Source organism: Deltaproteobacteria bacterium HGW-Deltaproteobacteria-18 (assembly GCA_002841885.1).
In the GTDB taxonomy this organism is placed as follows: domain Bacteria; phylum Desulfobacterota; class Desulfovibrionia; order Desulfovibrionales; family Desulfomicrobiaceae; genus Desulfomicrobium.
In genome coordinates, this window is the sequence record PHBE01000009.1 from 170,656 (window position 1) to 195,825 (window position 25,170).

Annotated in this window: 23 protein-coding genes; 19 read left to right on the forward strand and 4 right to left on the reverse strand. The window is 58.4% G+C overall.

What is annotated here, in order from left to right; translation table 11 throughout:
- The first annotated feature begins 2 nt into the window (after positions 1-2).
- From rsmD to CVU60_10010, 4 genes are all read left to right on the forward strand, one after another.
- Positions 3-560, forward strand: a complete 558-nt coding sequence (gene rsmD, locus CVU60_09995) for a 16S rRNA (guanine(966)-N(2))-methyltransferase RsmD (GenBank protein ID PKN41708.1) — start codon at positions 3-5, stop codon at positions 558-560.
- On the forward strand, positions 545-1,087 hold the full coding sequence (locus tag CVU60_10000; protein PKN41709.1) for a pantetheine-phosphate adenylyltransferase: 543 nt from the start codon (positions 545-547) through the stop codon (positions 1,085-1,087). The genes rsmD and CVU60_10000 overlap by 16 nt, the downstream gene beginning before the upstream one ends.
- Positions 1,084-2,013 (forward strand): tRNA (adenosine(37)-N6)-dimethylallyltransferase MiaA, encoded by a 930-nt coding sequence (locus CVU60_10005; GenBank protein ID PKN41710.1) that lies wholly within the window; start codon positions 1,084-1,086, stop codon positions 2,011-2,013. The genes CVU60_10000 and CVU60_10005 overlap by 4 nt, the downstream gene beginning before the upstream one ends.
- Positions 2,014-2,082: 69 nt before the next feature.
- Positions 2,083-2,958, forward strand: a complete 876-nt coding sequence (locus CVU60_10010; GenBank protein ID PKN41711.1) for a hypothetical protein — start codon at positions 2,083-2,085, stop codon at positions 2,956-2,958.
- Between the two features lie 54 nt (positions 2,959-3,012).
- On the opposite strand, the gene CVU60_10015 is transcribed toward CVU60_10010, so the two are convergent.
- On the reverse strand, positions 3,013-3,210 hold the full coding sequence (locus tag CVU60_10015; GenBank protein ID PKN41712.1) for a twin-arginine translocase TatA/TatE family subunit: 198 nt from the start codon (positions 3,208-3,210) through the stop codon (positions 3,013-3,015).
- 166 nt (positions 3,211-3,376) lie between these two features.
- Between CVU60_10015 and CVU60_10020 the strand changes: the two genes are divergently transcribed.
- The 13 genes from CVU60_10020 to CVU60_10080 all read left to right on the forward strand — a co-directional run bounded on the left by CVU60_10020 (position 3,377) and on the right by CVU60_10080 (position 14,067).
- Positions 3,377-3,751, forward strand: coding sequence for a hypothetical protein (locus CVU60_10020; protein PKN41713.1), 375 nt, complete (start codon positions 3,377-3,379; stop codon positions 3,749-3,751).
- Positions 3,752-3,773: 22 nt separating this feature from the next.
- Positions 3,774-4,529, forward strand: a complete 756-nt coding sequence (locus tag CVU60_10025; protein ID PKN41714.1) for a hypothetical protein — start codon at positions 3,774-3,776, stop codon at positions 4,527-4,529.
- Positions 4,530-4,554: 25 nt separating this feature from the next.
- Positions 4,555-5,124 carry a DNA-binding protein gene (locus CVU60_10030; protein PKN41715.1) on the forward strand — a complete coding sequence of 190 codons (570 nt, stop codon included), beginning with the start codon at positions 4,555-4,557 and terminating at the stop codon, positions 5,122-5,124.
- Positions 5,125-5,149: 25 nt separating this feature from the next.
- Positions 5,150-6,802 carry an AMP-binding protein gene (locus CVU60_10035; GenBank protein ID PKN41716.1) on the forward strand — a complete coding sequence of 551 codons (1,653 nt, stop codon included), beginning with the start codon at positions 5,150-5,152 and terminating at the stop codon, positions 6,800-6,802.
- A gap of 2 nt (positions 6,803-6,804) precedes the next feature.
- Positions 6,805-7,479, forward strand: a complete 675-nt coding sequence (locus CVU60_10040) for an HAD family hydrolase (GenBank protein PKN41717.1) — start codon at positions 6,805-6,807, stop codon at positions 7,477-7,479.
- 54 nt (positions 7,480-7,533) lie between these two features.
- The gene (locus CVU60_10045) at positions 7,534-7,827 is read left to right on the forward strand and encodes a hypothetical protein (GenBank protein ID PKN41718.1); all 294 of its coding nucleotides are present in this window, start codon (positions 7,534-7,536) and stop codon (positions 7,825-7,827) included.
- Positions 7,828-7,832: 5 nt separating this feature from the next.
- The gene (locus CVU60_10050) at positions 7,833-8,153 is read left to right on the forward strand and encodes a hypothetical protein (protein ID PKN41719.1); all 321 of its coding nucleotides are present in this window, start codon (positions 7,833-7,835) and stop codon (positions 8,151-8,153) included.
- Positions 8,154-8,170: 17 nt separating this feature from the next.
- Positions 8,171-8,401, forward strand: a complete 231-nt coding sequence (locus CVU60_10055) for a DUF465 domain-containing protein (GenBank protein PKN41720.1) — start codon at positions 8,171-8,173, stop codon at positions 8,399-8,401.
- Between the two features lie 6 nt (positions 8,402-8,407).
- Positions 8,408-10,096 carry an acetolactate synthase, large subunit, biosynthetic type gene (gene ilvB, locus CVU60_10060; GenBank protein PKN41721.1) on the forward strand — a complete coding sequence of 563 codons (1,689 nt, stop codon included), beginning with the start codon at positions 8,408-8,410 and terminating at the stop codon, positions 10,094-10,096.
- A 9-nt stretch (positions 10,097-10,105) separates the two neighbouring features.
- Positions 10,106-10,594, forward strand: a complete 489-nt coding sequence (locus tag CVU60_10065; GenBank protein ID PKN41722.1) for an acetolactate synthase small subunit — start codon at positions 10,106-10,108, stop codon at positions 10,592-10,594.
- A gap of 61 nt (positions 10,595-10,655) precedes the next feature.
- Positions 10,656-11,645, forward strand: coding sequence for a ketol-acid reductoisomerase (locus CVU60_10070; protein ID PKN41723.1), 990 nt, complete (start codon positions 10,656-10,658; stop codon positions 11,643-11,645).
- Between the two features lie 59 nt (positions 11,646-11,704).
- On the forward strand, positions 11,705-13,813 hold the full coding sequence (locus CVU60_10075; GenBank protein ID PKN41724.1) for a secretion system protein E: 2,109 nt from the start codon (positions 11,705-11,707) through the stop codon (positions 13,811-13,813).
- A 2-nt stretch (positions 13,814-13,815) separates the two neighbouring features.
- A complete protein-coding gene (locus tag CVU60_10080; protein ID PKN41725.1) occupies positions 13,816-14,067 on the forward strand; it encodes a hypothetical protein in 252 nt (83 codons plus the stop codon).
- Between the two features lie 314 nt (positions 14,068-14,381).
- Here CVU60_10080 and CVU60_10085 read toward each other — a convergent pair whose 3' ends face one another.
- Genes CVU60_10085 through CVU60_10095 form a run of 3 tightly spaced genes read right to left on the reverse strand, consistent with a single transcriptional unit; the run spans position 14,382 to position 21,749 of the window.
- Positions 14,382-18,599 (reverse strand): hypothetical protein, encoded by a 4,218-nt coding sequence (locus CVU60_10085; GenBank protein ID PKN41726.1) that lies wholly within the window; start codon positions 18,597-18,599, stop codon positions 14,382-14,384.
- Positions 18,599-20,374 carry a hypothetical protein gene (locus CVU60_10090; GenBank protein ID PKN41727.1) on the reverse strand — a complete coding sequence of 592 codons (1,776 nt, stop codon included), beginning with the start codon at positions 20,372-20,374 and terminating at the stop codon, positions 18,599-18,601. Before CVU60_10090 ends, CVU60_10085 begins: the two co-directional genes overlap by 1 nt.
- Before the next feature lie 16 nt (positions 20,375-20,390).
- Positions 20,391-21,749, reverse strand: a complete 1,359-nt coding sequence (locus CVU60_10095; protein PKN41728.1) for a deoxyribodipyrimidine photolyase — start codon at positions 21,747-21,749, stop codon at positions 20,391-20,393.
- Between the two features lie 1,221 nt (positions 21,750-22,970).
- Here CVU60_10095 and CVU60_10100 point away from each other — a divergent pair.
- Positions 22,971-24,728, forward strand: coding sequence for a hypothetical protein (locus CVU60_10100; protein PKN41729.1), 1,758 nt, complete (start codon positions 22,971-22,973; stop codon positions 24,726-24,728).
- Entirely contained in the window at positions 24,716-25,144 is a 429-nt protein-coding gene (locus CVU60_10105; GenBank protein PKN41730.1) for a response regulator, read from the forward strand. Before CVU60_10100 ends, CVU60_10105 begins: the two co-directional genes overlap by 13 nt.
- Positions 25,145-25,170: the final 26 nt, after the last annotated feature.

Sequence of the window (25,170 nt, forward strand, 5' to 3'; positions counted from 1 at the left end):
GCGTGCGCATCATCGCCGGGGAGTACAGGGGCAGACAGATTCGCACCACCGAGGGGCCGGGCTACCGGCCCGCCACGGGCAAGGTGCGTGAGTCCCTGTTCTCCATGCTCGAATCCCTCGGCGTGGACTGGGGAGAGACACGTGTGGCGGACATTTTTGCGGGCAGCGGCTCACTTGGCATCGAGGCCCTGAGCCGGGGCGCCCAAAGCGCCGTCTTCGTGGAAAAGGCGGTCCAGGCGGCGGCGCTCATCCGGAGCAATCTGGAGGCGCTTGGCGTGGAGCGGCGGCGCTGCGGGGTGGTCAAGGCAGACGCCCTGCGCTGGCTTGTCGGCGGCCGCGGATCATTCGAGCTCGTCTTCATCGATCCGCCATACGGTAAGGACCTGCTGCTGCCCACTCTAGGCCTGCTGCTGGAACACGGAGCGCTCGCGCAGGGCGGGATCGTGTGCGTCGAGGTGGAGGCGGGGCTCAGGTTCGAGAATCCTCCAAGGCAGGAGCTGCTTTTGCTGCGGGATAAACTTTACGGGCAAACAAGGATTTGCATATGGCGCAGAAACTAGAGCGGGTGGCGGTCTATCCGGGCACCTTCGATCCTTTCACCAACGGGCATCTGAGTCTGGTGCGCAGGGGGCTTGAAGTCTTCGACAAGGTCATCGTGGCCGTGGCCAAGGATTCGGGCAAGAATCCTCTTTTTACCCTCGATGAGCGGGTGGAGATGATCCGCGAGGTTTTTCGCGGCCAGTTGCGTGTCGAGGTGGAGGGTTTTTCCGGGCTCCTGGTCGAGTACGTGCCAAGCAAGGGCGCCAACACCATCCTGCGCGGACTTCGAGCGGTCTCGGATTTCGAATACGAATTCCAGATGGCCCTCATGAATCGAAAACTCAAGCCCAGCATCCACACCGTCTTCATGATGACGGATTACCGCTGGCTTTACATCAGTTCGACCATCATCAAGGATGTGGCCAGGCTCGGCGGAGTCGTCGAGGGACTGGTGCCCGAAAGCATCCTCGCCCGGGTGGTCGCGCGCATGAATGAAAAACGAAACGCCATGGCACTGCCTGATTCCGGAGAACCGCAGCGGACATGACGGACATTTCGCTTCTTTGTCTGGTCGGGGCCACGGGCACGGGCAAGACCGCCGCAGCCCTGGCCTTGGCCCGGGCGCTTGGCGGCGCAGTGGTCAACTTCGATTCCCGGCAGGTTTATGCCGGGCTTGGAGTGGTTACGGCCCAGCCCACGGCAGAGGAACGGGCCGTCTGCCCGCATGCCCTGTACGGTTACCTGCCCATAAGCACTCCCGTCCGCGCCGGAGCCTTTGCCGTTGAGATCATGGACCAGGCAAGAGCCTACCGGGACCAGGGGCTGGCGCCCATTCTTGTCGGAGGGACCGGCCTTTACCTGAAAAGTCTTGTCGACGGCCTGGCTCCCATTCCAGACATCGATCCGCGTATCCGCGAGGACGTGGTCGGCGAGTGCCGGGCCCATGGTTCGCAGATACTGCACGGCCGTTTGCAGCTTCTGGATCCGGACTATGCCGCCAAAATTCATCCCAACGACCCTCAGCGCATCTGTCGCGCCCTGGAAGTCATTGCCGCCACCGGGCGGACCCTGACCTGGTGGCACGCCCAAACCTCCCGGCCAGCGGGCTTGCGGGTGCTCAAAATCGGGATTTCCGCCGATCTGAACTCCCTGACGCCGCGCCTGGCCCGGCGCATCGACCTGATGCTCGAGGCGGGTGCCCGGGAGGAGGTGCGGCTGGCCTACGAGCGGTGCCCAAATCGAGCGGCACCGGGCTTTTCCGGCATCGGCTGCCCGGAGCTGCTGGCGGTCCTGCTTGACGGTCTGAGTCTTGATCAGGCCCGCCGTGACTGGCTGCGCAGCACCCGGGCCTATGCCAAGCGCCAGCTTACCTGGTTCAACAAGGATAGCGAGATTTTCTGGCACCACTCCGAAGATGTGGAAGGCATCGTGGCCCGGGCCGCCCGGTTCCTGGATTCTGCTTGCGCCTCTTGAGCCTTTTCGTGTCGAGGTTGCGGCCCACCGGGGCTCGCTGTAGTATTTACGTCTGAAGGAGAACCCCCCATGCTCAGATGCGTGTTTTGTTTGATGCTGATTCTGTCCGGCGTCCAGCCTGCCGTTGCGGATCAGCGGGTGATCGTGCCCGCGGACGGAGGCAAAGGCCAGGCTCCGTTCGTGGAAAGAGCGTTCGATGCGGCCCTGGCACAGGAGATCGAGGCCATTCTCGGGACGCAGCTTGCGCAGTCGCGCATGGATGTGCTCATGGGCATTCTCTCCAAGGAGCGGGATGCGCTCATCCTGGGCTACAGCGAGGTGGCGACTACCGGCGATGCCGATGTCAATGCCACGGACGCCTCGCGCACGCTGGCGGTACGCATTCACGGCCCTGGTCTCAAAACCCGGCTGCGCGACCTCGGCGTCTTGTTCACGGCCCGGGATCAGTGGCCCTATGTGTTGCGACTGACTGGAGTGGAGCCTTCCCGTACCAAGGGACTTGGTGCGTTGCAGGAGCTTTCCGGCCTGAAACCCACCGTGAACCAGGACCCGGCCGTGCCTGTCCTTGAGCTTTCCCAGATGGGCGCCTGGACCGGGGTTTTGACTCTGGGCGAATGGAAATCCTTCCACACGGCCAAGACCCTGGACGAGGTCTGGTTTGCGGTGTGGAAAGATTTCTTTTCCCGTCCCGGGCTTGCGGTTCAGGGCGAGTCGGGTCTGCTGGTCCGTGTTTCGGGCTGGCTGTCCAGCATGGGCCCCATGGAGTTCGACAGGCTCATGGACTCATGGAGCGGGGAAATCCAGCAAAAGACCCTGGTGGGCGTGGAAATGGACGGGGCTGGCATGGTCGGTGTCTGGCGTATTCAGACACGGTCCAGGGATGCCTTGGCGAGGCGTCTGGGGGATGCTGCCAAGACTCAGGGCCTGACCGTGGAGGTCAGATAGGGTGAACAAAAAATCCCGGTTGGGCCGGGATTTTTTGTGGAAAACTGGGTAAGTTCATTCTTTCTTGTCGGATGCGTCCTTGGAATCGGATTTGGGTGTGACGTCGATTTCTTCAGGTTCGCCGGTGGCTTTCTTGAAGTTTTTTATGGCGCGGCCCATACCTGAACCGATTTCAGGCAACTTGTTGGCCCCGAAAATGACCAGGACGATGACCAGTATTATTAGAAGCTCAGGGATACCAATGCCAAACATGTATGCCTCCTCGGGAATGATTGGGCCTCATATACACATAGCGTTCCGGACAGGTCAACTCTTCCTTGCGGAAGAAAAACCTTGGTTTCCGAAGGGATGGAATGTATTTGTCAAATAGCCGTCCCCTGATTTCAGGTGCCTGGGCCTGTCGTCGCGCAGGACTGGCATGAGCCGGGTACTGCGTATGCCCGGGGACGCCTGCCGCTTTTGGGTCGCCGGCTACTGCATGTACGAAGAGTCCGTGAATCCGGGATTGCGCGCCGAATTTTCCTGCACGGTGCTGCGAACCCTCGAAGGCCGTTTCGACGAGTTTGTGGTGCGGGGTGAAATTTTGGGCCTGACCTCCGAGGAAGCTGGACAAATTTGGGAACATCGCATGTCCCAAGCCTTGAACATTGACTGGGACTGTGCAAATTTCAATGCCCTGCAGGATGATGCCGGGGATGTTCTTTGCAGACATTTCATGGAAGGAGTCTGCGTGTTGCGTCTGCCCCATTGCCTGGGACGTTGCCGTCGTCACGAGCTTCCCGATGACAAATGATTGCAAGTAAGGAGAGAGACAGATGAGCGATATGGTGGTGCATTTTCCCTGGCTGCATCCGAAACTGGGTCGCGGCCCCCTTCCGGACGGCGTTGTTTTTCTCGATCCGGGCGTGGACATGGTCACGGATCAGCCCCGCTGGCGTTCGGCCGATCTGCCGTTGGCTCCCGCCGAGGTGCGAAGCATGCTCAGGAGCTACATGGAATTCGGCGAACGTTTCCCCAAGTCCTCGGACATGCAGGCCTATCAGGCTGCGGGACTCGATAATTTCTACACCGACACGACAATGGACATCAAGTCGCAGCTGACCGGGATGGAAGCTCCCAAGGAGCCCAGTCTCACGGATTTGCGGCGTCAAGCCCAGCTCCTGCTGGCCATGGCTCTGTATCGCGAGGAGCAGTTTGTGGCCATTGGCGAGCAGGAAGGCCGTTTTGAAGCCGCTCGGGACGGTTTTGCCGCAGTTCTCGGTCTGGACGACGAGGAAAGCTTTACACAGCCCGGCGTCCCGGACGAGGCCCTTTTTCCGAGGGCCTGCGTTGAGCTGCCGTGGAAAAATCTTCTGTCTTCATTGCTCCTGTTTCTGCCCCTGGGAACCCGACTCTTCATTTCCGACGACGATGTGGTGCGCGAGCTTGTGTCCATGGACCTGGATTTTTCGCCCTGCGCGGACATGCCGGACGGACTGGTCTGCTGCGCACTTGACGCCGAAGCGGCGGAACGCGTCTGCGGTCGCAGGGTCGATTTGCCCGAGCCTGTCATCCTTATGACCCGCGCCTAGAACCTTTAACCAGCGAGAACGGTTTATGAGCAAAGAGCAACTCGGCAAGCGTATCAAACGATTCCGGGAAATGAATGAGATCAGTCTTGAAGAACTGGCTCAGCGCACGGGTTTGGAAATTGCGTTCCTCAAATCCCTGGAAGACGATTCCGTCTATCCGTCTCTTGGGCCTCTGCTCAAGGTTGCGCGTGGCCTTGGCGTGCGCATGGGCACTTTCCTCGATGACGAGTTGGGGCAGGACCCGCTCATTGTGCGTCTGGGGGAACGGGAAGAGGGCCTGAGCATGCTTGGCGGCAAGGGCTGTTCCGTGGACATGAAGTTCTATTCCCTGGGCAAGGGCAAGACCGATCGGCACATGGAGCCATTTTTTGTCGAGCTCATGCCCGCCGCCTGCGACGAGACAAAACTGTCCAGTCACGAAGGCGAGGAGTTTATCGTCGTACACGAAGGTTCCATCGAGATAACCTACGGAAAGGACGTGCTGACTCTCGGCAAGGGGGATTCCATATATCTCAATTCCATTGTTCCGCATCATGTGGCGGCTGGCGGGAATGCTCCGGCCTCCATCTATGCGGTGCTCTATTTTCCGGAATAGTCCGGTGTCATCCAAAGGGGGAGTCATGGACAAGCCTGCGTTGCGAGAAATTACCCTGGGGCAGATGCTTGATGAAGCCATCATGCAGCACCCTGACAACGAAGCCGTGATTTACGTGGACCGGAATTTTCGGATGACCTACCGGGAATTCGGGGAATTGGTCGACAATCTGGCCAAGGGCCTCATGGCCATGGGTGTGCAGAAAGGCGAGAAGATGGCCATCTGGGCCACCAACGTGCCGTACTGGGTCGCTTTTCAGTTCGCCACGGCCAAGATCGGGGCTGTCTTGCTGACGGTCAACACCTTCTACAAGACGGCCGAGCTGGAATATCTGCTCAAGCAGTCCGAGTGCGAGAACCTGCTTTTGATCGATTCTTTCAGGGATACGGACTACGTGCAAACCGCGTACGATCTGGTCCCGGAGCTCAAAACCCAGGAACGGGGCTATCTGCGCAGCGAAAAATTCCCGGATTTGAAGCGGGTGTTCTTTCTGGGGCAGGAGAAGCACCGAGGCATGTACTCCATGCCCGAGCTGCTGGCGCTGAGCCGTGTGACCTCCGAAGAGGATTACAAAGCCCGGCAGGCCTCCCTCGATCCCCACGACGTGGTCAACATGCAGTACACGTCGGGCACCACCGGATTTCCCAAGGGCGTCATGTTGACGCATTACAACATCGGCAACAACGGCTTCTGGATCGGTGAAAACCAGAAATTCACCCACCAGGATCGGGTCTGTCTGCCTGTTCCGCTCTTTCACTGCTTCGGCTGCGTGCTGGGCGTACTGGCTGCGGTCAGCCACGCGGCCACCCTTGTCATCCTCGAAGGGTTCAATCCGCTCATGGTTCTGGCCGCCGTCGAGGAAGAGAAGTGCACCGCCCTTTACGGCGTGCCCACCATGTTCATCAGCGTGCTCGAGCACCGCTCCTTTTCGCGCTACGATCTTTCCTCCCTGCGCACGGGGATCATGGCAGGTTCGCCCTGCCCCGTGCCGGTCATGGAAAAGGTCATGGATATCATGAATATGAAGGAAATCACGATCTGCTACGGCCTGACCGAGACCTCTCCGGTCATGACCCAGACCCGGGTCAACGATTCCATCGAGCAGCGCACGCGCACCGTGGGCCGGGCCATGCCCGAGGTCGAAGTGCGCGTCGTCGACCCCGAAACGGGCGAGCCTGTTGCCGCGGGCGTGCAGGGCGAAGTCTGTTGCCGGGGCTACAATGTCATGAAGGGCTACTACAACAACCCCGACGCCACGGCCCAAGCCATCGACCCCGACGGCTGGATGCATTCCGGAGACCTCGGCACCATGGACGAGGATGGCTATCTGAGCATCACCGGCCGCCTGAAGGACATGATCATTCGCGGTGGCGAGAACGTCTACCCGCGTGAGATCGAGGAATTCCTCTATCGCATGGAGGGCATCAAAGACGTGCAGGTCGTCGGCGTGCCCAGTCGCAAATACGGCGAGGAAGTGGGGGCGTTCGTCATCCTGAAGGAAGGCTTCGACTATGCCACCGAGGATATCCGAGACTTCTGCCGTGGCCAGATCTCGCGCTACAAGATCCCCAAGTACGTCGTATTCCTGGATGAATATCCCATGACGGCGAGCGGCAAGATCCAGAAGTTCAAGCTGCGCGACCTGGCCGGGCAGTATTTTCCGGAGGCCATGCAATAGACATGACTGATGATGCGGGCCAGCCCCGCCGTTTCGACCTGCGCCGGATTCGCGGCGTTGTGTTTGACTGTGACGGAGTGCTCTTCGATTCCCGGGATGTGAACCGTCATTATTACAACCACATCCGCGCCGCCCTGGGCCTTGCGCCCATGAGCCGGGAGGATGAGGAGTACTCGTTCATGCACACGGTGGACATGGCCATGGCCCGGATCATTCCGGAGGAACTGCTGCCCGACGCGGCGCGGGTCCAGGGGCGCATGACCTATGACGACTTCATCGACCGCATGGTGCCGGAGCCGGGGCTTCTTGAGTTGCTTGTCGTCCTCGAGAAGATGGGTGTGCGCATGGCCGTCAATACCAACCGGAAGAATTCCATGGAGATGGTGCTGGAGCGGTTCGATCTGACCCATTTCTTCCATCCCGTCATGACTGCGGCCAAGGTGGCCTTGCCCAAGCCTGATCCAGAGGGCCTGCGGCGCATTGTCGAAACCTGGGGTCTGCCAGCGTGCGAGATGTCCTATCTCGGCGATTCATCCGTGGATCAGGAAACCACGGATCGGGCCGAGGTCCCTTTCTGGGCCTACAGGAACCGGGATTTGAGGGCCCAACTGCATGTGGACAGTTTCCATGAACTGCGGCAATGGTTTGAGACGGGTTTTTGCGAGATAATCGATTAGCCTGAAATAACGGCGCTGGCGCGAAACGCCAGCGCCTTCTGAGAGGGATATTAAATGCCTGTTTTTTCTAGTCTTTTTGCAGCGGTCTATTATGTGGCCGACAGCGTGTTGTCTTTGTACTTCTGGGTGGTCATCGCTGCCGTGGTCATGAGTTGGGTCAACCCCGATCCCTATAATCCCATCGTCCGCGGGATCAGGACCCTGACCGAGCCTGTGTTTTATCGTATCCGCAAGTGGTTGCCGTTCACGTATATAAGCGGGATTGATTTCTCGCCGTTTGTCGTGGTCCTTGGCATCAAGTTCGTGCAGGTTTTTTTGGCTCGACTGATGTCGCAGATGATGTTTTAGTACTCATGTGTACGGATCACCCGGTTTTCGCCGCGCCGGCCAAGAATGGAGGCTGGAGGCTTGGGCTCTGGGTTCAGCCCGGGGCAAGGAAAACCGAAGTCGCGGGCATGCATGGCGAGTATCTGAAGATCCGTCTGCAGGCCCCGGCAGTTGACAACAAGGCCAACAACGCGTTGACCGTATTTATGTCCAGAATTTTGGGAATCAAGGCTTCGCAGGTGGTCATCGAGTCGGGGCATGCGTCCCGGCAAAAGAACCTGCTGCTGGACGTGGAGGAAGAGCCTGACTGGAACGTGTTTTCGGAAAAGGCATTGGGCAAACCATAACGCTAAGGAGACATCCTATGGAACAGCAAGACCTCGAACTGATTGCGGCGAATTTGGGTCACGACGAGGAACTCAAGAGTCTGTGGGAGGAACATGTGGGTTTTGAAAAAATTCTGGAACGCTACTCGGGCAAAGCCGTGCTTTCCCCTGCGGAAGATCTGGAAGTGAAGGAATACAAGAAGAAGAAGCTGGCCGGAAAGACCCGGATCCAGACTTTGCTTGAGAAATACAAACGTCAGGAGGGATAGGAAGCCATGGTCCTCACCGGTGCCCAGATTCTAATGGAGTGTTTGAAGCGGGAAGGGGTTGATCTCATTTTCGGATTTCCCGGGGGTGCGGTCATCGACATTTATGACGAGCTCCCCAAGCACCCGATCAAGCATATTCTGGTCCGTCACGAACAGGCCGCTGTTCACGCCGCCGACGGATTTGCAAGGGCATCGGGCAAGGTGGGCGTGTGCCTAGTCACCTCCGGACCTGGTGCGACCAACACCGTGACCGGAATCGCCACGGCCTACATGGATTCCATTCCCATGGTTGTGATCACGGGGCAGGTGCCCACGCACCTGATCGGCAACGACGCCTTTCAGGAAGCCGACATCGTGGGCATCACCCGCCCCTGCACCAAGCACAACTATCTGGTCAAGAATGTCGCCGACTTGGCCACGACCATCAAACAGGCATTTTATATTGCCAGAACAGGTCGGCCGGGTCCTGTCCTCATTGATCTGCCCAAGGATGTGGTCAACTCCAAGACCAAGTTTTCCTACCCCGAGACCATCAGCCTGCGCAGCTACAATCCCAACGTCAACCCGAACCGCAAACAGCTGCGCAAGGCCGCGGAGCTCATCGCCCAGTGCAAGCAGCCGGTGATCTATGCCGGCGGTGGAGTCATCTCCTCCAACAGCGCCGCGGAACTAACCCAGCTGGCCGAAAAATTTCACCTGCCGGTCACCACCACCCTTATGGGCCTCGGGGCCTTCCCGGGCGATCATCCCGGGTGGCTCGGTATGCTCGGCATGCACGGCACATACACGGCCAACATGGCCGTCAACAACTGTGACCTGCTCATCTCCGTTGGCGCACGTTTCGACGACCGCGTCACGGGCCGGATCAATTCTTTCGCCGCCCGGGCCAAGATCATCCACATCGACGTGGACCCCACCTCCATCAGCAAGAACGTGGTCGTGGATGTGCCCATCGTGGCAGACTGCAAGCAGGGTCTGGCCGGGCTCATCGAAGAGGCGGCAAAGATCGGGGGCGTGGACTGGCAGGCCAAGCACGAGGCCTGGAACACGTCCCTGACCGAGATGCGCGCTTCCCATCCGCTCAGCTACGCAAAGAATGGCGGGGCCATCAAGCCGCAGTGGGTGGTGGAGAAGATCCACGAACTCTCCAAGGGAGAGGCCATCATCGCCACCGAGGTCGGCCAAAATCAGATGTGGGCCGCACAGTTCTACACCTACCGCAAGCCGCGCACCCTTTTGACTTCCGGCGGGCTAGGAACCATGGGCTACGGTTTTCCGGCGGCCATCGGGGCCCAGTTCGCCTTTCCGGACAAGCTGGTGATCGATATCGCCGGAGACGGCTCCATCCAGATGAACATTCAGGAATTGGCCACGGCGGTAAGCTACAACGTGCCGGTCAAGATCGTCATCCTGAACAACGGATATCTGGGCATGGTCCGGCAGTGGCAGGAACTTTTCTACAAGAAGAATTATTGCGCCACCTGCCTGCACACCAACCCCGATTTCGTGGCCTTGGCCAAGGCGTACGGAGCGGAAGGCTTCCTGGTCGAGAAGGCCGAGGATCTGGAGGCGACGCTGAAAGCGGCCTTCGAATATCCGGGCCCGGTCATCGTCGATGTACGCGTCGAGCCTGAGGAAAACGTCGCGCCCATGGTCCCGGCAGGCGCGGCCCTGTCGGAAATGTTGCTGGTTTAGGAGGCCGCCATGAGACATGTCTTATCCATACTTGTCGAGAACGAACCAGGAGTCCTGTCCCGCGTGGTCGGTCTTTTCAGCGGACGGGGATTCAATATCGAATCCCTGAACGTGGGTCCGACCCTGGAGACGGGAGTTTCCCATATCACCATCTGCACCAGCGGTGACGAACAGATCATCGAGCAGATCATGAAGCAGCTGCACAAGCTCATCACCGTCATCAAGGTCGTCGACCTGACCCACCTGCAGGCGGTCGAACGGGAGATCGTGCTCATGAAGGTTGGCGCGGAAGACGCCAAGCGTGCGGAAGTGCTGCGCATAGCGGATATTTTCAGGTGCAAGGTGGTTGATGTCAGCCCCGACGAGCTGACCCTTGAGATCACCGGTGATCAGGGCAAGATAAAGGCCGTGGTGGCCCTGTTGCAGCGTTTCGGCGTCAAGGAGTTCATCCGCGCCGGAACCGTGGCCATGCGCCGTAGCATGCAGCTTGCCGACTGAAGATCAATTGGCTGAGGACCCGCTTTTAGGGGTATCAATATTCACGAGAGAAGGAGACAACATGAAAGTTTATTACGACAAGGATGCCGATCTGAATATACTCAAAGACAAGGTTGTGGCCATCATCGGGTATGGCAGCCAGGGTCACGCCCATGCGCAGAACCTGCGCGATTCCGGCGTGCAGGTTGTCATCGGCCAGCGTCCCGGCGGGCCCAACTGGCAGCTGGCGCGTGAGCACGGCTTCGAGCCTGTCAGCGCGGCCGAGGCAGCCAAGAAGGCCGACCTGATCCAGATACTGGTCCAGGATCAGTATCAGCCCAAGGTCTACGAAGAGGAAATCCTGCCGAACCTTGCTCCGGGCAAGACCCTGGTCTTTGGCCATGGTTTCAATATTCACTACAACCAGATCATCCCCCCCAAGGATGTGGACGTGGTCATGATCGCGCCCAAGGGTCCGGGCCATCTGGTGCGCCGCGAGTTCGAGAAGGGCGGCGGAGTTCCCTGCCTTGTGGCCGTGTATCAGGACGCTACGGGACAGGCCCTGGGCAAGGCCCTGGCCTATGCCGCCGGCGTAGGCGGAACCCGCTCCGGAGTGCTTGAAACCACTTTCCGCGAAGAGACCGAAACGGACCTCTTCGGTGAGCAGGCCGTGCTCTGCGGCGGCGTGAGCGAGCTCATTCGCGCCGGTTTCGAGACCCTGACCAAGGCTGGCTACCAGCCCGAAATCGCCTTCTTCGAGTGCATGCATGAATTGAAGCTCATCGTCGACCTGCTCTACGAGGGCGGGTTCAAGAAGATGCACCACTCCATCAGCGACACGGCCGAATACGGCGACTACGTGACCGGCCCCCGGGTCATCAACGATGAGTCCCGCAAGGCCATGCAGAAAGTGCTCGAAGAGATTCAGGACGGCACTTTCGCCCGCAACTGGATTCTGGAAAACAAGGCGAATCTGCCTTTCTTCCTGGCCAGAAGGCGTCAGAGCCATGAGCATCAGGTGGAGAAGGTTGGCGACAGCCTGCGTGAAATGATGGCTTGGCTACAGAAATAATTCCCTCGGGCGGCCGTCTTCCGGCCGCCCGAATCCGGACCAACGTGTGAGCGAGATGCATGGATAATCCGCAGAGTGAAGAACAACTTCTCTCCCAGGCCTGGAACCTGTTCGCCAAGGATGACTATGCCGGGGTCTTGAACATCTGTCGGAGCGGCTATTCCCATGGAGTGCGCAGCTACGACATGGTCAGGCTCATGCTCGACAGTCTGAACAAGCTCGGCAAGGTCCAGGAACAGGCCGAGGTCACCCTCAAGATACTGGGCGAAAACGATTATCCCCCCAAGGTCGCGGCCAAGCTCTATTTTCGTGCCGGGCTCATCTATCTGCATCAGGATGACCACCAGGAAGCGCGTTCCATTTTTGAGAAAGTGCGTATTCTCGATCCCGATTTTCCGGGTATCGAGCAGCGCATCAAGGCGTTGACTCCCCGTCCTGTCACGTCGAGCAGCAGTCGCTATTCATATCTTCTCGAAAGAAATCTCATCACCGCCGAACAGCTTTCCGCGGTCCTGTCCATGGAAGGCAAGGATTCGGATGCCTTGCTGCTCAAGGAATACAAGATCCCCAAGAAAGATCTGGGCGACAGCCTGGCCCGTTTTTACGGTACGGAGTTTGTTCCCTTCTTTGCAGGCAAGGAGCCGCCTTTCGAGCTTTTCGAGAAGCGTCGACTCGACCCGGATTTTCTCAAGCGGTATGGCTGGCTTCCCTTTTCACAGGAAGGAAACACCATCACCGTGCTCATGACCAACCCCTTCGACCTCGGACGCCTGGATGAGATCCGTTTCATCTACGGGACATCCAACGTCGAGGCCAAGGTTACGCTGGCCGGGGACATCGAGCAGTACATCGAGCACTTCTACAAGCAGTTCAGCTCGGGTGAGGATCTGGCCGCCGCTTTTGATGAGGACGTCGAGTCCTCAGACATGGTCTCTGCGGGCGAGGAGACCGAGGCCGAACTGAGCGATCAGGACAGCGAGGTCGTGCGCATGGTCAACGCCCTGTTGGTGGAGGCCTGGCGCAAGAACGTTTCCGATATCCACATCGAGCCCAACCCCCAGTCCCGCTACTGTATGTTCCGTTTCAGGCTGGACGGAACCTGCTACGAATTTCGCAAGGTCCGCCTGCCCCTGGCGCGCCCCATCGTCTCGCGTCTGAAGATCATGGCCAGTCTGGACATCGCCGAGCGCCGCCTGCCCCAGGACGGGAAGATCAAGATCAAGCTGCCAGATCGCAACAAGGTCGTGGAGTACCGCATGGCCACCATCCCGACGCTGGAGGGCATGGAGGACGTGGTACTGCGAGTGCTGGCCTCGGGCAAGCCGCTGCCGCTGGACAAGCTCGGACTGCTGCCGCAGAACAAGGCGGCCTTCGAGAAACTGATCTACAAACCCTACGGGCTCATCCTCGTGGTTGGCCCCACGGGTTCGGGCAAGACCACGACCCTGCATTCGGCGGTGAGCTACATAAACACCCCCGAACGCAAGATCTGGACCGCCGAGGATCCGGTGGAAATCACCCAGGAGGGGCTCAGACAGGTGCAGGTCCATCCCAAAATCGGCCTGACCTTTGCCTCGGCCCTGCGCTCGTTCCTGCGTGCCGACCCGGACGTGATCATGATCGGTGAAATGCGCGACAAGGAAACGGCGCATATAGGCGTCGAATCGTCCCTGACCGGTCACCTGGTCCTTTCCACCCTGCACACCAACTCCGCCCCCGAAACGGTGACCCGCCTGCTGGACATGGATCTTGATCCTTTCAACTTCGCGGACTCGCTGCTCTGTGTTCTGGCCCAGAGACTGGTCAAGACCCTGTGTCCGAACTGCAAACAGGCCTACACTCCGGAAGGAACGGAACTTGAAGAGATGGGCCTTGAGTTCGGACAGGGCTGGGAAATCCACGCCAAGGAATTTCTTGAAGGCAAAAGGACCCTGTATCGCAAGGTCGGTTGCGGGCAGTGCGTGGGCGGTTACAAGGGTCGTGTGGGCGTGCACGAACTCATGGTCAATTCCTCCGGCATCAAGAACCAGATCAAGCACCGCAAACCCACCGAGGAAATCCGGGCCCAGGCCGTGGCCGAAGGCATGCTGACCCTGAAGCAGGACGGCATGATGAAGGTCCTGCAGGGGTTGACGGATATGGACCAAGTCAGGGCCGCGAGCGGTTAGCCATGATACTCTCATCAAGCCAACTAAGGGCCCTCAAGGAACGCAATGATGAAGAATTGCGCAAGGGCAAGCACGGCAAGTACGGATATCCCGCTCATACCATTCAGGATCTGCTTCAGACCATCGAGGCCGTGAAAAAGGAAAAGAAGAAATGGAAACAGCTGGCCCAGGAGCGGGGCAAGGTTCTGCATGATGTACTGACCCTGACCATCAAGGCCGCGCCCGCCACCTCCGATCCCGACGACGAGCTTTAGCAGACGCCATTGCAAAAAATCGCGAAAGAACCCGAATGTCGTTTTCGCGAAGACGAGCCATGTCGGGTAAACACGAAATTCTTTTTTTTCAAATAGTTAAAAAGGGGTGGATTCCCCCTTCAAGGGGATGACGACTTTTTGCAGTTACATCTTGGCAGGCTGTTGAAAAGCTGCGAGCTGCGTTGGCGCCACGGATAAATCCAGACCCTCACCGGGTGCAATACGCTTCGGTCCTGGATTTTCTTTAATCAGTTATTTAGCCTCTCTGCGCTCCGCCCCCTGTGAGACTCCGATTGTCCGGATGCAAGCCGGATTCAATAATCAAGCTTCCACATCACTCCCCCCCCTTGCCGAGAATCTGATCCGACTTCGGTTTCCACGCTGATTTTCGGGCTGAGCTGAATTTCGACCTTGGTCCGATCCTGCCCCGAGACGCTACTCTGGGTGCGAATGTAATATTTGCCCCCAAAATAGCCGCCTACGCCCACGGCAGTGTTGTCGTCTTCGTCTTTGGTGACGTCCACTTCCTGGAGCCCCAGGCTTGATTTGATGGAGTCCAGAAAATCCGTACTCGCGCCAAGGCCGGTCATTTCCGCGGCAGCCTGGGCCAGGCGCACCGCCTGCAGCGGGGATATCTGCCTGAGGGACCTGCCGAAAAGGATCAGGGCCAGCAGTTCATCCTGAGGCAGATCCGGAACGGACGACAGGTTCACCCGAAAATCTCTGGCAGGACCACTGATGCGGACCTGGACGAGATTTTCGAGAATCCGGGTTTCGCCGAGCACGTCAAGGAAGGGGTTGGGCGGGGTCTCGCCATTGAGAGACAGGGATCCTTTGCTCAGGGTGAAGGAACGGTCGAGGAAATCGAAGTTGCCCCGCAACAGGTTCATTTCGCCGTTGATAACTGGCCTGACATGGTTGCCGCCGATGTGCAGGTTGCCGGACCATTCCGAATCGAGGCCTCGGCCCTGAACGCTCAAGCGAGCCGGGATCGCAACCTTCAGATCAAGGTCGAGCAGAAAATTTGAAGACCTGGCGTCTGTCTGTGGGCGAGTGTTTTTAGCATTGATTTCAGTGACTTCAATATGTGCCAGGTCAGCCGGTGTTTTTGCAGGGAGACGGACCCTGGTCGGATCAAGGGTCACGGTGCCGCGCAATTGGGTTTTTTCAAGGTTTCCCTGCAGGCGCAGGCCGCCCTTGGCCGTGCTCTGCACCAGATCCTGGCGCAGGAGCTGGAAGTCGCTGAAAAGAACATCGACAACGTGCTTCAGCGTGAGCAAGTCCACCTGGCCTGTCGCCTCGGCCTTGCCTGCTGCGCCGTCTGTGGCGGAGAGATTTGCCGTCAGGACGGAACCGTCGGCCTTGGCGTCCATGTCGAGATCCTGGATAATGGTCCCGCTGCGGTAGTTTTCATAGCGCGCATCGCGAACCTGAGCCGTGCCCTGAAGTGCCGGATCAGCCCAAGTGCCGCTGATGCGAAAATCGAGAGCGCAATCTCCTTCCAGGGTCTGGTCGTCAAGACGGAGAAGGTGCGGCAGCAACATGAGCCTGGTGTAACCCGTGAGTTGTCCCGAAAGCGGCGCCATCGCCGGGATCTCCGGGGCAAAGAGGTCGATCCGCATGGGACTTGAGAGGCGCGCATTTATTTCGATGGCTTCTTTTGAGGCCAAGGATGCCTGCGCTTCCAGCATGTTCTGGCGCAGGCGTACGTCAGCTTTGGCATCAAGGTCGGGCAGACTTTCCAGGCTCGAGGATTCCAGACGGATCCTGGCGACCTCTAGACGCAACCGGGCGTCTGGATTGGAGGGCGAGCCCTCGACGTCGAGCTGGGCGTTTATGTTTGCGCTGGGAAGGCCAGGGAAAAGAGGCTGCAACAGCGCAGGATCGAAATCAGTCAGGTCGGCTGTGATATCCGTGTTTTCGGCCGAAACGTTGCCTCTGGAGCGCAGTCTCGACGGTCCGAATCTCAAATCGGCTTCCCGCCAGCTTGTGGCCTTTGGCGAAACGGTCATGTCGAAGGGGGATTCAAGCCTGAGTTCCTGACGCAGCAGGCTTCCGCGAAGATGTTCAACGGCAAGGCCGGTCAGGTCCGAAGACAGCACCCCCCGAGCCGAGAGGTCCGTCTGGGAAGAAGTGTGAGCGAGCTGAATGTCGAATCCGTAGCCGGCTTCCGAACTGCGTATCCTCGCGTTTATCGTGTCGGCCTGCATACCGGCCAGATCCGCTGAATTCAGTTCCAACTTGACGTCTGTTACACCCGGCAGCCTCGGGTCGGCCAGCGTGCCGCTCAGAGAAGCCCCGCCGATGCGCGTACCGAAGGCGGACAGGGATTTTGCCTCTCCTTCAAGGACGGCTGTCTGCTTTCCCTCGAACGCGTCGAGGCGGGCTTGCAGGGAAAGTTCTCCTTCAAGTCCGGCGCCCAGGATGCGTCCCAGGGCGCTTAAATCGGCGCTTTGAAAACCGGCGTCTCCACTGAAAAGAAGCGTGTCGGGATTGAGTGCGCCGCTCAAATTCAGGGTCGTATCCGGGAGCCGCAGGGTGCATTCCTTGATACGGATCAGGCTTTTGTCTGGCGCGATGTGCATGTCCAGGTTGACGGGTTCCTGTTCGGCCATGGCTTTGGCCATTAGAGTGACTGCGGGATCGGCAGGCAAACCTAGTACCGCGGCCGTCGCAGTGACGCTGGACAGGGACTGCTTCCCGGCGCTGATTCTTGAGCTGGCGGCGGAAAGATCCAGTCCGAAGGATTCGGGGCTGCCCGAGGCCAGGGCGCGCAGGGTCGTCCCTCTCGCGATACGCAAGGCGGATCTGCTGAATTCCGGAAAGGCGGCTCCAAGTCTGGCCTTGAAAATGTTCTTCTCCAGGTCATACTGGCCGCTTGCTTCCGCCTTTGTGCGCGCAAGCAACTGTGCTTCGTGGAGGTCCAGCAGTCGAGGCGACAGGCTGAATTTGGCCAGCAGGAGGCTGTTTGGGCCCAACAGCATTTCAAGCTCCTGGGGCAAACCGTCAATCTGCACGGCCTTGGCTTCGAGGCTGGCATTCAAGCTCGAAGCGGCAACATCCAGATTTCCCGAAAGTTTGGCGTCGAAAATTGCCGACAGGGGCTTGGTGGAGAGGCCCGTGGGCATCTCGCGCAGATCGAGCCGTGCATTCACGTTCACGAGTGAGTCGAGGGTGCCGTTGCCAGCCAGTCCAAGCCGGTCTGATTCCAGCAGCAGATCTTTGACGTAAAAGGCTGCTTCCTCGCCGCCCATAGTTGCGGCGGCCGTCCATGCGTGAAGTCCTTCAGGCAGGGTAGGGGTCTGTGCGTCAAGCTCGGTCTTTAGCTGCCATCCTTTCGTCCCGGCGGGCACGTCAAGGGACAGGTGTGCCATGGCGGCGGGTACGGGATATCCGGAAAAATCCAGGTCGCGCAGCAGGATTTTTCCCTGTGCGCGCACCCCTTGCGGGTCCATGCGCAAGTCGGCGGAAGCGTTGACTGGGCCAGCCTGGATGTCGTCAGGCATGAGCCAGGACACGTCTACACCGTGGGCGTTGGCCGCGGATTCAAGGGTTTGCGCCTCAACATTCCAGGTGGCGTTGCCGTCCAGATTCCCAAGGGCGCTTTGCAGGTCGATCCGGGCGATGTTCAGGACCGGATCCTGCCACGTCATGAGGGTTGACAGGGTCAGGCTTTCCTGCGGCAGTCCCGTGAACAGGCTCCAGGCAGGACCTGGCGTGATCAGTGCGCGCAGATCAATGTCCAAAGCTGCGTCAAGGTCGAGGGTTGCGTTGCCGGACAGTTGCGCGACATCGGAAATCAGGGCTTTGAAATCGAGGCTCCAGTCTTTCATGGGGCCGTTGCCTGCCGCCTGCAGGGTGATGCCCTGCGTGCCGTTCATGCTCAATGCGGAGTGCAGGAGCCCTTGCGGTTCTTCGTGCAAGTCCAGGCGCAGTTCAAGGGTTTTTTCGCGTAGGTCGAGGCGGGCATCAAGTTCCACCAGATCCTGCGTTCTGTCCAGCCTGGCCACGCGTAAACGGGCGTGAGGCTCGTCCTGGTCGAGCCTCAGCGCACCGTGCAGGGAGAGCAGGGCCTCGTGTCCTGCGACGTCCGGCCCGAGGCGCAGAGCATCGATATCCGCGGCTCCGATGCGCAAGGCGGGCAGGGCAAAGGATTTCGAAACCTCGGACGTTTCTTCGGCCCGAGGCAGCCGTTTGATATCAAGGCGCTCGATACCTGCATGTTCCAAGGAAATCCTGCCCCTGAGCAGTTCGCCCAGCAGCGGCCGCACGCTGATTTTTTCGGCATCGAGCCAGGGACCAAGAGCATCGCTGACGGTCACGCGGGCCAGGGTCCACGTGCCGCCAAGGCGGAGGCCTTCCATTTTCAAGTGGAAGTCCGGTGCTGTGGTCAGGCTGCTGATGGAGTCGAGCAGGCCTTGCCGCCCTTTGTCCGTGCCCAGGATAAGGCCGGCGCATGCGGTGCCGAGCACCACGCAGGCTATGAAAATGGCGAAGGCTTTTCGCATGCGCTTGGTCATGACATGATTCATCAGAAGGCCTGCCCCAGGCTGATGTAGAGCTGGAATAAAGAGTCCACGTCTTCCCTGCGCTCAAAAGGCACAGCTACATCTGCCCTGATTGGTCCTATGGGCGTGAAATAGCGCAGTCCGGCGCCGACTCCCCAAAAATAATCTTCCCTGTCCGAAGGGTTTCTGCCGGAAAAGGCGCCGCCGCCGTCCCCGAAAAGGGCGACCCCATATTCCCTGTTGATGCGGAAACGCAATTCCGCTGAAAAATCCACAGCGCTCACGCCGCCCATCGGATCGTCATCCTCGTCAAGTTCGCCCGCGTACTGGTGGGCGTAACCGCGTATGGAGCCACCGCCTCCAGCGTACAGAAGCATGTCTTCGGGGATGCTGTCCCGGTTGGTTCCGGCCAGCAGGCTGTAGCGTCCACGCGTGGCCAGGACGATGGATTTGTTCCTGGTCAGCGGCAGGTAGTGCCGCCCCGAAAGGTTCCACAGCACAAAGGATGTCTCCCTTTGTCCGATATCGGTGAATGGTTCCATGCGTGCGGCCAGGGTCACGCCTCGGGTAGGGTCCAGCAGATTGTCGGCATTGGTGAATTCGGCGATGAGAGGAATTGAGAAAAGATTGAAGCGCCGAACCTCGTCGTTGTCCACCTCGGTCAGACGATAAGCCAGCCCATAGCCCACTTGCAGTTCCGAAAAAGGTCGGCGCATGAGCGCCGAGAGGGAAATGTTGGTGGACTCGTAGCTGTCGGTGACTTCGTGCTCGTACTGGGCCGAAAGTCCGAGGTTTTGCCTGGGATGCCACATGCGGGGCAGGATCAGATCTGTTTTGGCCCGCTGCAGGTTTTCCGCGAGCTCGGCGTCGAGACGCAATTCCTGGCCTGCTCCGAAAATGTTGCGGTGCGCCCAGCCCAGGTCGGTGCCCAGTCCAAGGTCGGTATAGTACCAAAGACCCGCGCGCACGCTGCGATGCGGGGCTTCGAGCAGGGTGAGGTTCATGTTCACGGTGTTTGAGCCTTCCGGGTGCTCGGCCTCGATGCGCACCGAACGGAAAAGTCCGGTGCGGATGAGTTGTTCGCGGGTTCTGTCCACCTTGCGCCGATCAAAGGGCCTCCCTTCCTGCCAGGCCAGTTCGGCGGTGACGACCCTGTCCGCGACGTCTTCAAGCCCCTGAATTTGCGTGGTGCCGAATGTCGCAGCTGGCCCCGTGTCGATGGTAAAGCTTACGCTGACCCTGTCCGTGGCATGATCAGCGATGATCTTTTTTTCTCGGGCAACAGGCGAGGGGTATCCATGCTCCTTCAGGCGTTCCAGAAGTGCCGTTTCCACGTCCAGAATCGTGCCGGAGGAATATTTTTCGTCCGCCCTGATTCTGTGCAGGGCGTCCCGCAGATGCTCGCGGGCGGAGTCGTCAGGCACAAGGACGAGCCGAGGTTTTCCGAAAACAAAACGGGCGCCCGGTTCGATCTGGAAACGGACTGTCGGCGGAGTGACGTTGGTATCCAGTTCGCCTGCGACCTGGGCCTTGAAGTATCCTCTGGCCTGGAGCGCGTTGATGAATGAGCCGATGTCGTTGGTCATACGCTTGCGCAGCAGGCCTCGCGTATCGGGAGGATTTTTTTGCAGATTCAAACAATCCGAGACGGAGGAAAGAAGCGGGGTGAGGTCGTCCGGCAGGGCCGGAATTTCGACCGCATATTCGACAGGGGCGCATGAACCCGGCGACGGGAGCAAGGGCGTGGCCAGCAGGATCAGGCACAGAAAGAGAAGGGTTCGGCCCTGCGAAACGGACATTCGTTATTCCTGGGGGTCAGATTGATGCATCATCCTTGGGCGCGCTCCAAGTCCTCACGAATCGGTCCACATCGAATTTACGGCGCGCGCCCGCAAAGTTCATGAATCTGATCTTGCCGAAAATCGGGCGCTCGGTCCAGCCACGGTCGTGCACTCCGCCGATGGACCAGGCAATGCCCGTGTAGCCGTTGCTGTCCCGGCCATCGAGGCTGTAGCGGTCGTTGAGGAGGATGGCAGTGCGCAGGGCATCGGCCGGCGAGGGTGACCATTCCAGGATTTTCTTGGCCCAGTACATGCGCAGATAGCCGTGCATCTTGCCGCTGCGCAGCATCTGGGTCTGGGCTGCGTTCCAGAGCGGGTCATGGGTCCTGGCCGCCTCGAATTCCTCCGGCGAATGGATGACGGGGCGAGGGTCGTTGCGATGTTTGTGCAGACTCTCCCTGGCCCAGGCGGGGAAGCCGTCTTCGGTGTCGTAGTTCGGTGTATGCAGGCAGAAATTGTCCGAAAGCTCGCGCCGGACGATGAGTTCGTCGAGGAAGGAGTCGACATGCTCCCCGGTGAGCCCGCAGGTCTGCGCTTCAAGTGCCGCGCGTTGGGCGGAGAGCATGCCGAAATGCAGGTGCGCGGAGAGGTTGGAACAGACATCCTGGTTGGGATCGTTGCGGCTTTCGTAGAAGGGGAGCCTGTTTGTCAGAAAATCCTTAAGCAGGGAGCGACCGGCCTTTTCGCCGGGTTCGACAAGCAGCCTTTGTCGCCCGGCGTCATGCAGCAGCCGGGGCCGGGGGACGGTGAAATCCGGCGCCGTAAACGATCCCGGCCACGCGTGTGGATGCGGGGGGAGAAGAGGGAATTCATCCAGGAATTCAAGCAGCAGACGCTTTATTTTGGGGCGAATGGTTCGGGCCATGAACTCGCGCCGATCTGAAACCACCCGCGCGGGCACGATGTTGCGCGAGTCGACCTCGTGCACGGGCAGCCCGCAGGCCAAAAGCAGATCCCTGTGCCATTGCAGCTTGACGCGCAGAGGATCGAAGTCCGTGACAACCAGACCGGCCCCGTGCGCGTGGGCGAAATTTGCGACTTCCAGTCCGGGATTTCCGGCCAGGGCGAAGAAGCTGATGTTCTGCTGCCTGAGGGTGTGCGCCGTTTGCGTCAGTCCATCGAGCAGAAAATTGAAATGCGTCGCTGTCGCCCCCGCAAATTCCGGAGCCAGGCAAAAGACAACGGCCACGGGTTGCCCGATCTTGAGCGCCTGCAAGCGGGCGTGGGTAAGCCCCCAGTTGTCCTGGGCGCGAAAGTCCCGGTGCATCCAGTAAATCACTGGGCCCAGGGTTCCCGGGCCGTCTCTGACGATGTGTATGCGGCGAGAGTTCATGGTAAGCTGTCCTTTTAGGCAGGGCGCTGAAATTGTTTGTTTTACATGCCATCAAGATCAACTGTCAGCCTTAGTGGACAAGAGGGCATGTTTCATCATTGCAATGACCGGATGTGCAGCGGATGACATACATTGTGATCCTTGTTCAGTTGCAATGCGCTGTCAATTGGGGTTTTTGTACGTTTTGCGCGTGCTTTGCATTTCACGCCTTGGCGCAAAAGAGGACCTTGCTGTCCATGCAGGGCAAGAGGTAATCTGATTATATGGATTGCATTATCGGCTCGAATTTGTAATGATATTCAACAGATTTCAATGAATTTTCGACCTTTGAATCTTGCGTTGCCGACTTGGGGTTCATTGCGGCCACAATTTTTGCGACTACTGCCCCTTCAGCGATGTTCAGGATGCCGAATCCGGAAGCACTTTTTGCGGTGTTTGTGTTTGAAGAGTGGTGTGCGGTTTTCGGGCCTGTTTTTTCGTGAACCAGAATTTGCTACGGCGACTGTTCACAATGTGATTTTTAGCTTGAAACGGGCGGCTGTGCGTGTCATTTCGCACGAACAGTCCTGGTTCTGACCTGATGTTTTTTTTCGTGATTTCGGAGGACTTGGGTTATGAAAACCCTTTTTTAAATTGATCTGCATTTTGCGACGTATTTTCAACATCTTAATTGTAACACGAAGAAAAAAATATGACTGAAGAAAAAATATCAGATGTTGAAGTTTTCGTGCATAACAAAATGGTGGTATCTTTTGCATGCCCTCAATGCAAACTGGAGAAGGATGTCGCCGTTGAAAGAATCAAGGATGTTTATCACTGGAATGTGAACGCGACATGTCGTCGATGCTCGCATAAATTTAAAGTTTCTTTCAATTTTCGGAAATATTATCGAAAAGAAACATATATACATGGACTTCTTTTTGATTCGTTCGAGTCTCTAGATCCTGCTGGGGATGTCATAATCACGGATATTTCGCTTACAGGAGTCGGATTCGAGTGCAACAGGTGTGATTTTAATATTGGATCTGTGTTGATATTAAAGTTTATTTTGGATGATGATGAGCGCTCAAGGATGGAGAAAAAGATTTCGATCGAATCCATAAGAGGAGCAAAGGTTGGAGCCATTTTTCAGGATGGAAGTGGTTTCGACAAGATTCTCGGCAAATACATTCTTCCCAAATAGTTTCAAATTTAAGGTGATGGCGAAGAGGAGCGGTATATATGGCTGACAGGGACGGATCTGGATCGTCTGGGAGATTTTTTGGTTTCTTTCTTGCGGTGCTGGCAATTGGCGTAATGGGGGCGGCGGTCACGTTTTTTCTCAGGCCGGACCTGTTTTCGCTTGGCACGGTCAATCCGGTCGCGCACGTGTCCATTTCGCCGCAGGAGGCCACCGTCGGTGGCGGGCAGTGGCGGCTGCTCAGCCAATGGCATGAAGCCGGAGAATTTCACGAGGCCGGCAATCTTTATCGCATCGAGTTCAAGCCCATCCCCGGCTGGGAAACTCCACCGCCCGTGGTGCTCAAAAAAGACGAGACCGGAGCCAGGGTCGAGGGCGTTTACAGACCCGCCGAGTATTCCACGCTGACCATCCTCAACCTGGCGGGATCGAGTACGCTGGCCAACCGCCTAGTGCCTGAACTGGCGGAATTATACCTGAAGAATATCGGAGCCAATGAGGTGCGCCGGATTCCGGGCAAGAATGCAGATGAAATGACCGTTGAAGGGATTTTTTATGCGGCCAGGGAAATCCGCGCCATCGGGATAAGCGGTCGCGGAACGGCCGCCGGGTTTTCGGCTCTCAAGGTCGGAGACTGCGACATCGCAATGGCTACGCACAAGCTCTCTGCGGTGGATGCCAAGATTTTCGGCGAGGGGGTCATTACGCGGCAGAGCGAGCACAGGCTTGGCATGGACGCCGTGGCGGTGCTTGTGCACAAGGACAATCCCGTGCCGGCCCTGACGATTGAACAGGTGGGCGGCATTTTTTCCGGCGAGATCTCAAATTGGGAACAGGTCAACGGCCCATCGGCGCCGATCAAGGTTTTCGTCTTGCAGAATAGTTTCGCAACATCCCGTTTTGTAAAGAATTTTTTTCTGGAAGGAAAAGATTTTGCCACCTCGGCCCGTGTTGTCGACATCCCCGACCTGCTGCCGGAGCTTGTGTCCCAGGACCCCTGGGCCATAGGGTTCAGCAGCATCACCATGGCCAACCAGTGCCGCGAGATGCCACTCCAGCCGGGCGCGGATTCCGGGGCCGTCGCACCCACTCCCGAATCCATTCGCACCCATGCCTATCCGGCCGGTCGCAACCTGTACCTCTACCTCAAGGCCACGACGGACAATGTATACGCTCGCGACTTCGGTCGCGTTGCCTTGGGCGCTTCCGGTCAGGAAACAGTCAAGAAATTCGGATTTGTGAAAAACAGCGAGATCGTAGGTGATGCCGCTGCGGCGGACCGCGATACGCCGCTGGAAAGTCCGGAATCCTCTTTTGCGCAGGTGGCCGGAACCGAGCCGCCGCCAGTTTTGAAAGCTCCGCCGCTGACTTCGCTTCCGCCGCTGGTGCAGTTCGACGGTGAAGCGGTCCCGGAGAGCGCCCGCCGGCCGATTTTGCAGGACTACCTCGACGGTACCTACGGGGCGCAGAAATTGCCGTTTGTTTTTCACTTCGAGTCCGGAAATCTTGAACTGGACGAACAGGGCGGCAGAGATTTGGCCCGAATCGCGGCCATGATGAAGGAGCCGAAGAATTCTGGAAAGACAATCGTTCTGGTTGGCTATTCGGATTCCGTGGGAGCCTATGCCTCCAACTTGGCGGTTTCGCGCAAAAGGGCCGAAGTTGTCGCAGAGGCGCTCAGGAAAAGAGGTTTGCAGGATCTCATTGTCCTCGCTGCGGGTGAAGAGGGCGCGATAGAACGCAATGACATCCGCGCCGGAAGAGAAAAAAATCGACGTGTGGAGATATGGCTCAAATGACGCAACCCAATTCCCAAAGCTCCGATCCCGGACAAAGTGCGGCCATGCAGAACATTCTTGTCATCGACGACGACAAGCTCATGTGTCTGGCCCTGGCCAAGATCCTGATTTCCGCCGGCTACAATGTAGTTCAGGCGGCAGACGGCGAGGAAGGGCTCAAATTGTACCGGTCTCAGGATTTCGATCTGGTCATCACCGACCTTATCATGCCGGACAAGGAAGGAATCCAGATCATCCGCGAACTGCGCAAGGAAAACAGCCGGATTCGCATTATCGCCATGTCCGCGGGGGGCAGGGGCGGTGCCACGGACTATTTGAAGTGGGCGCGTCTGATGGGTGCCAAACAGTGCCTGAGCAAACCCATCAAGCGTGAAGACCTGCTCGATGCCGTGCAGGCGGTGCTGGCCTTGCCCTGACGCCCACCCGGGAGACGAAATCTCAT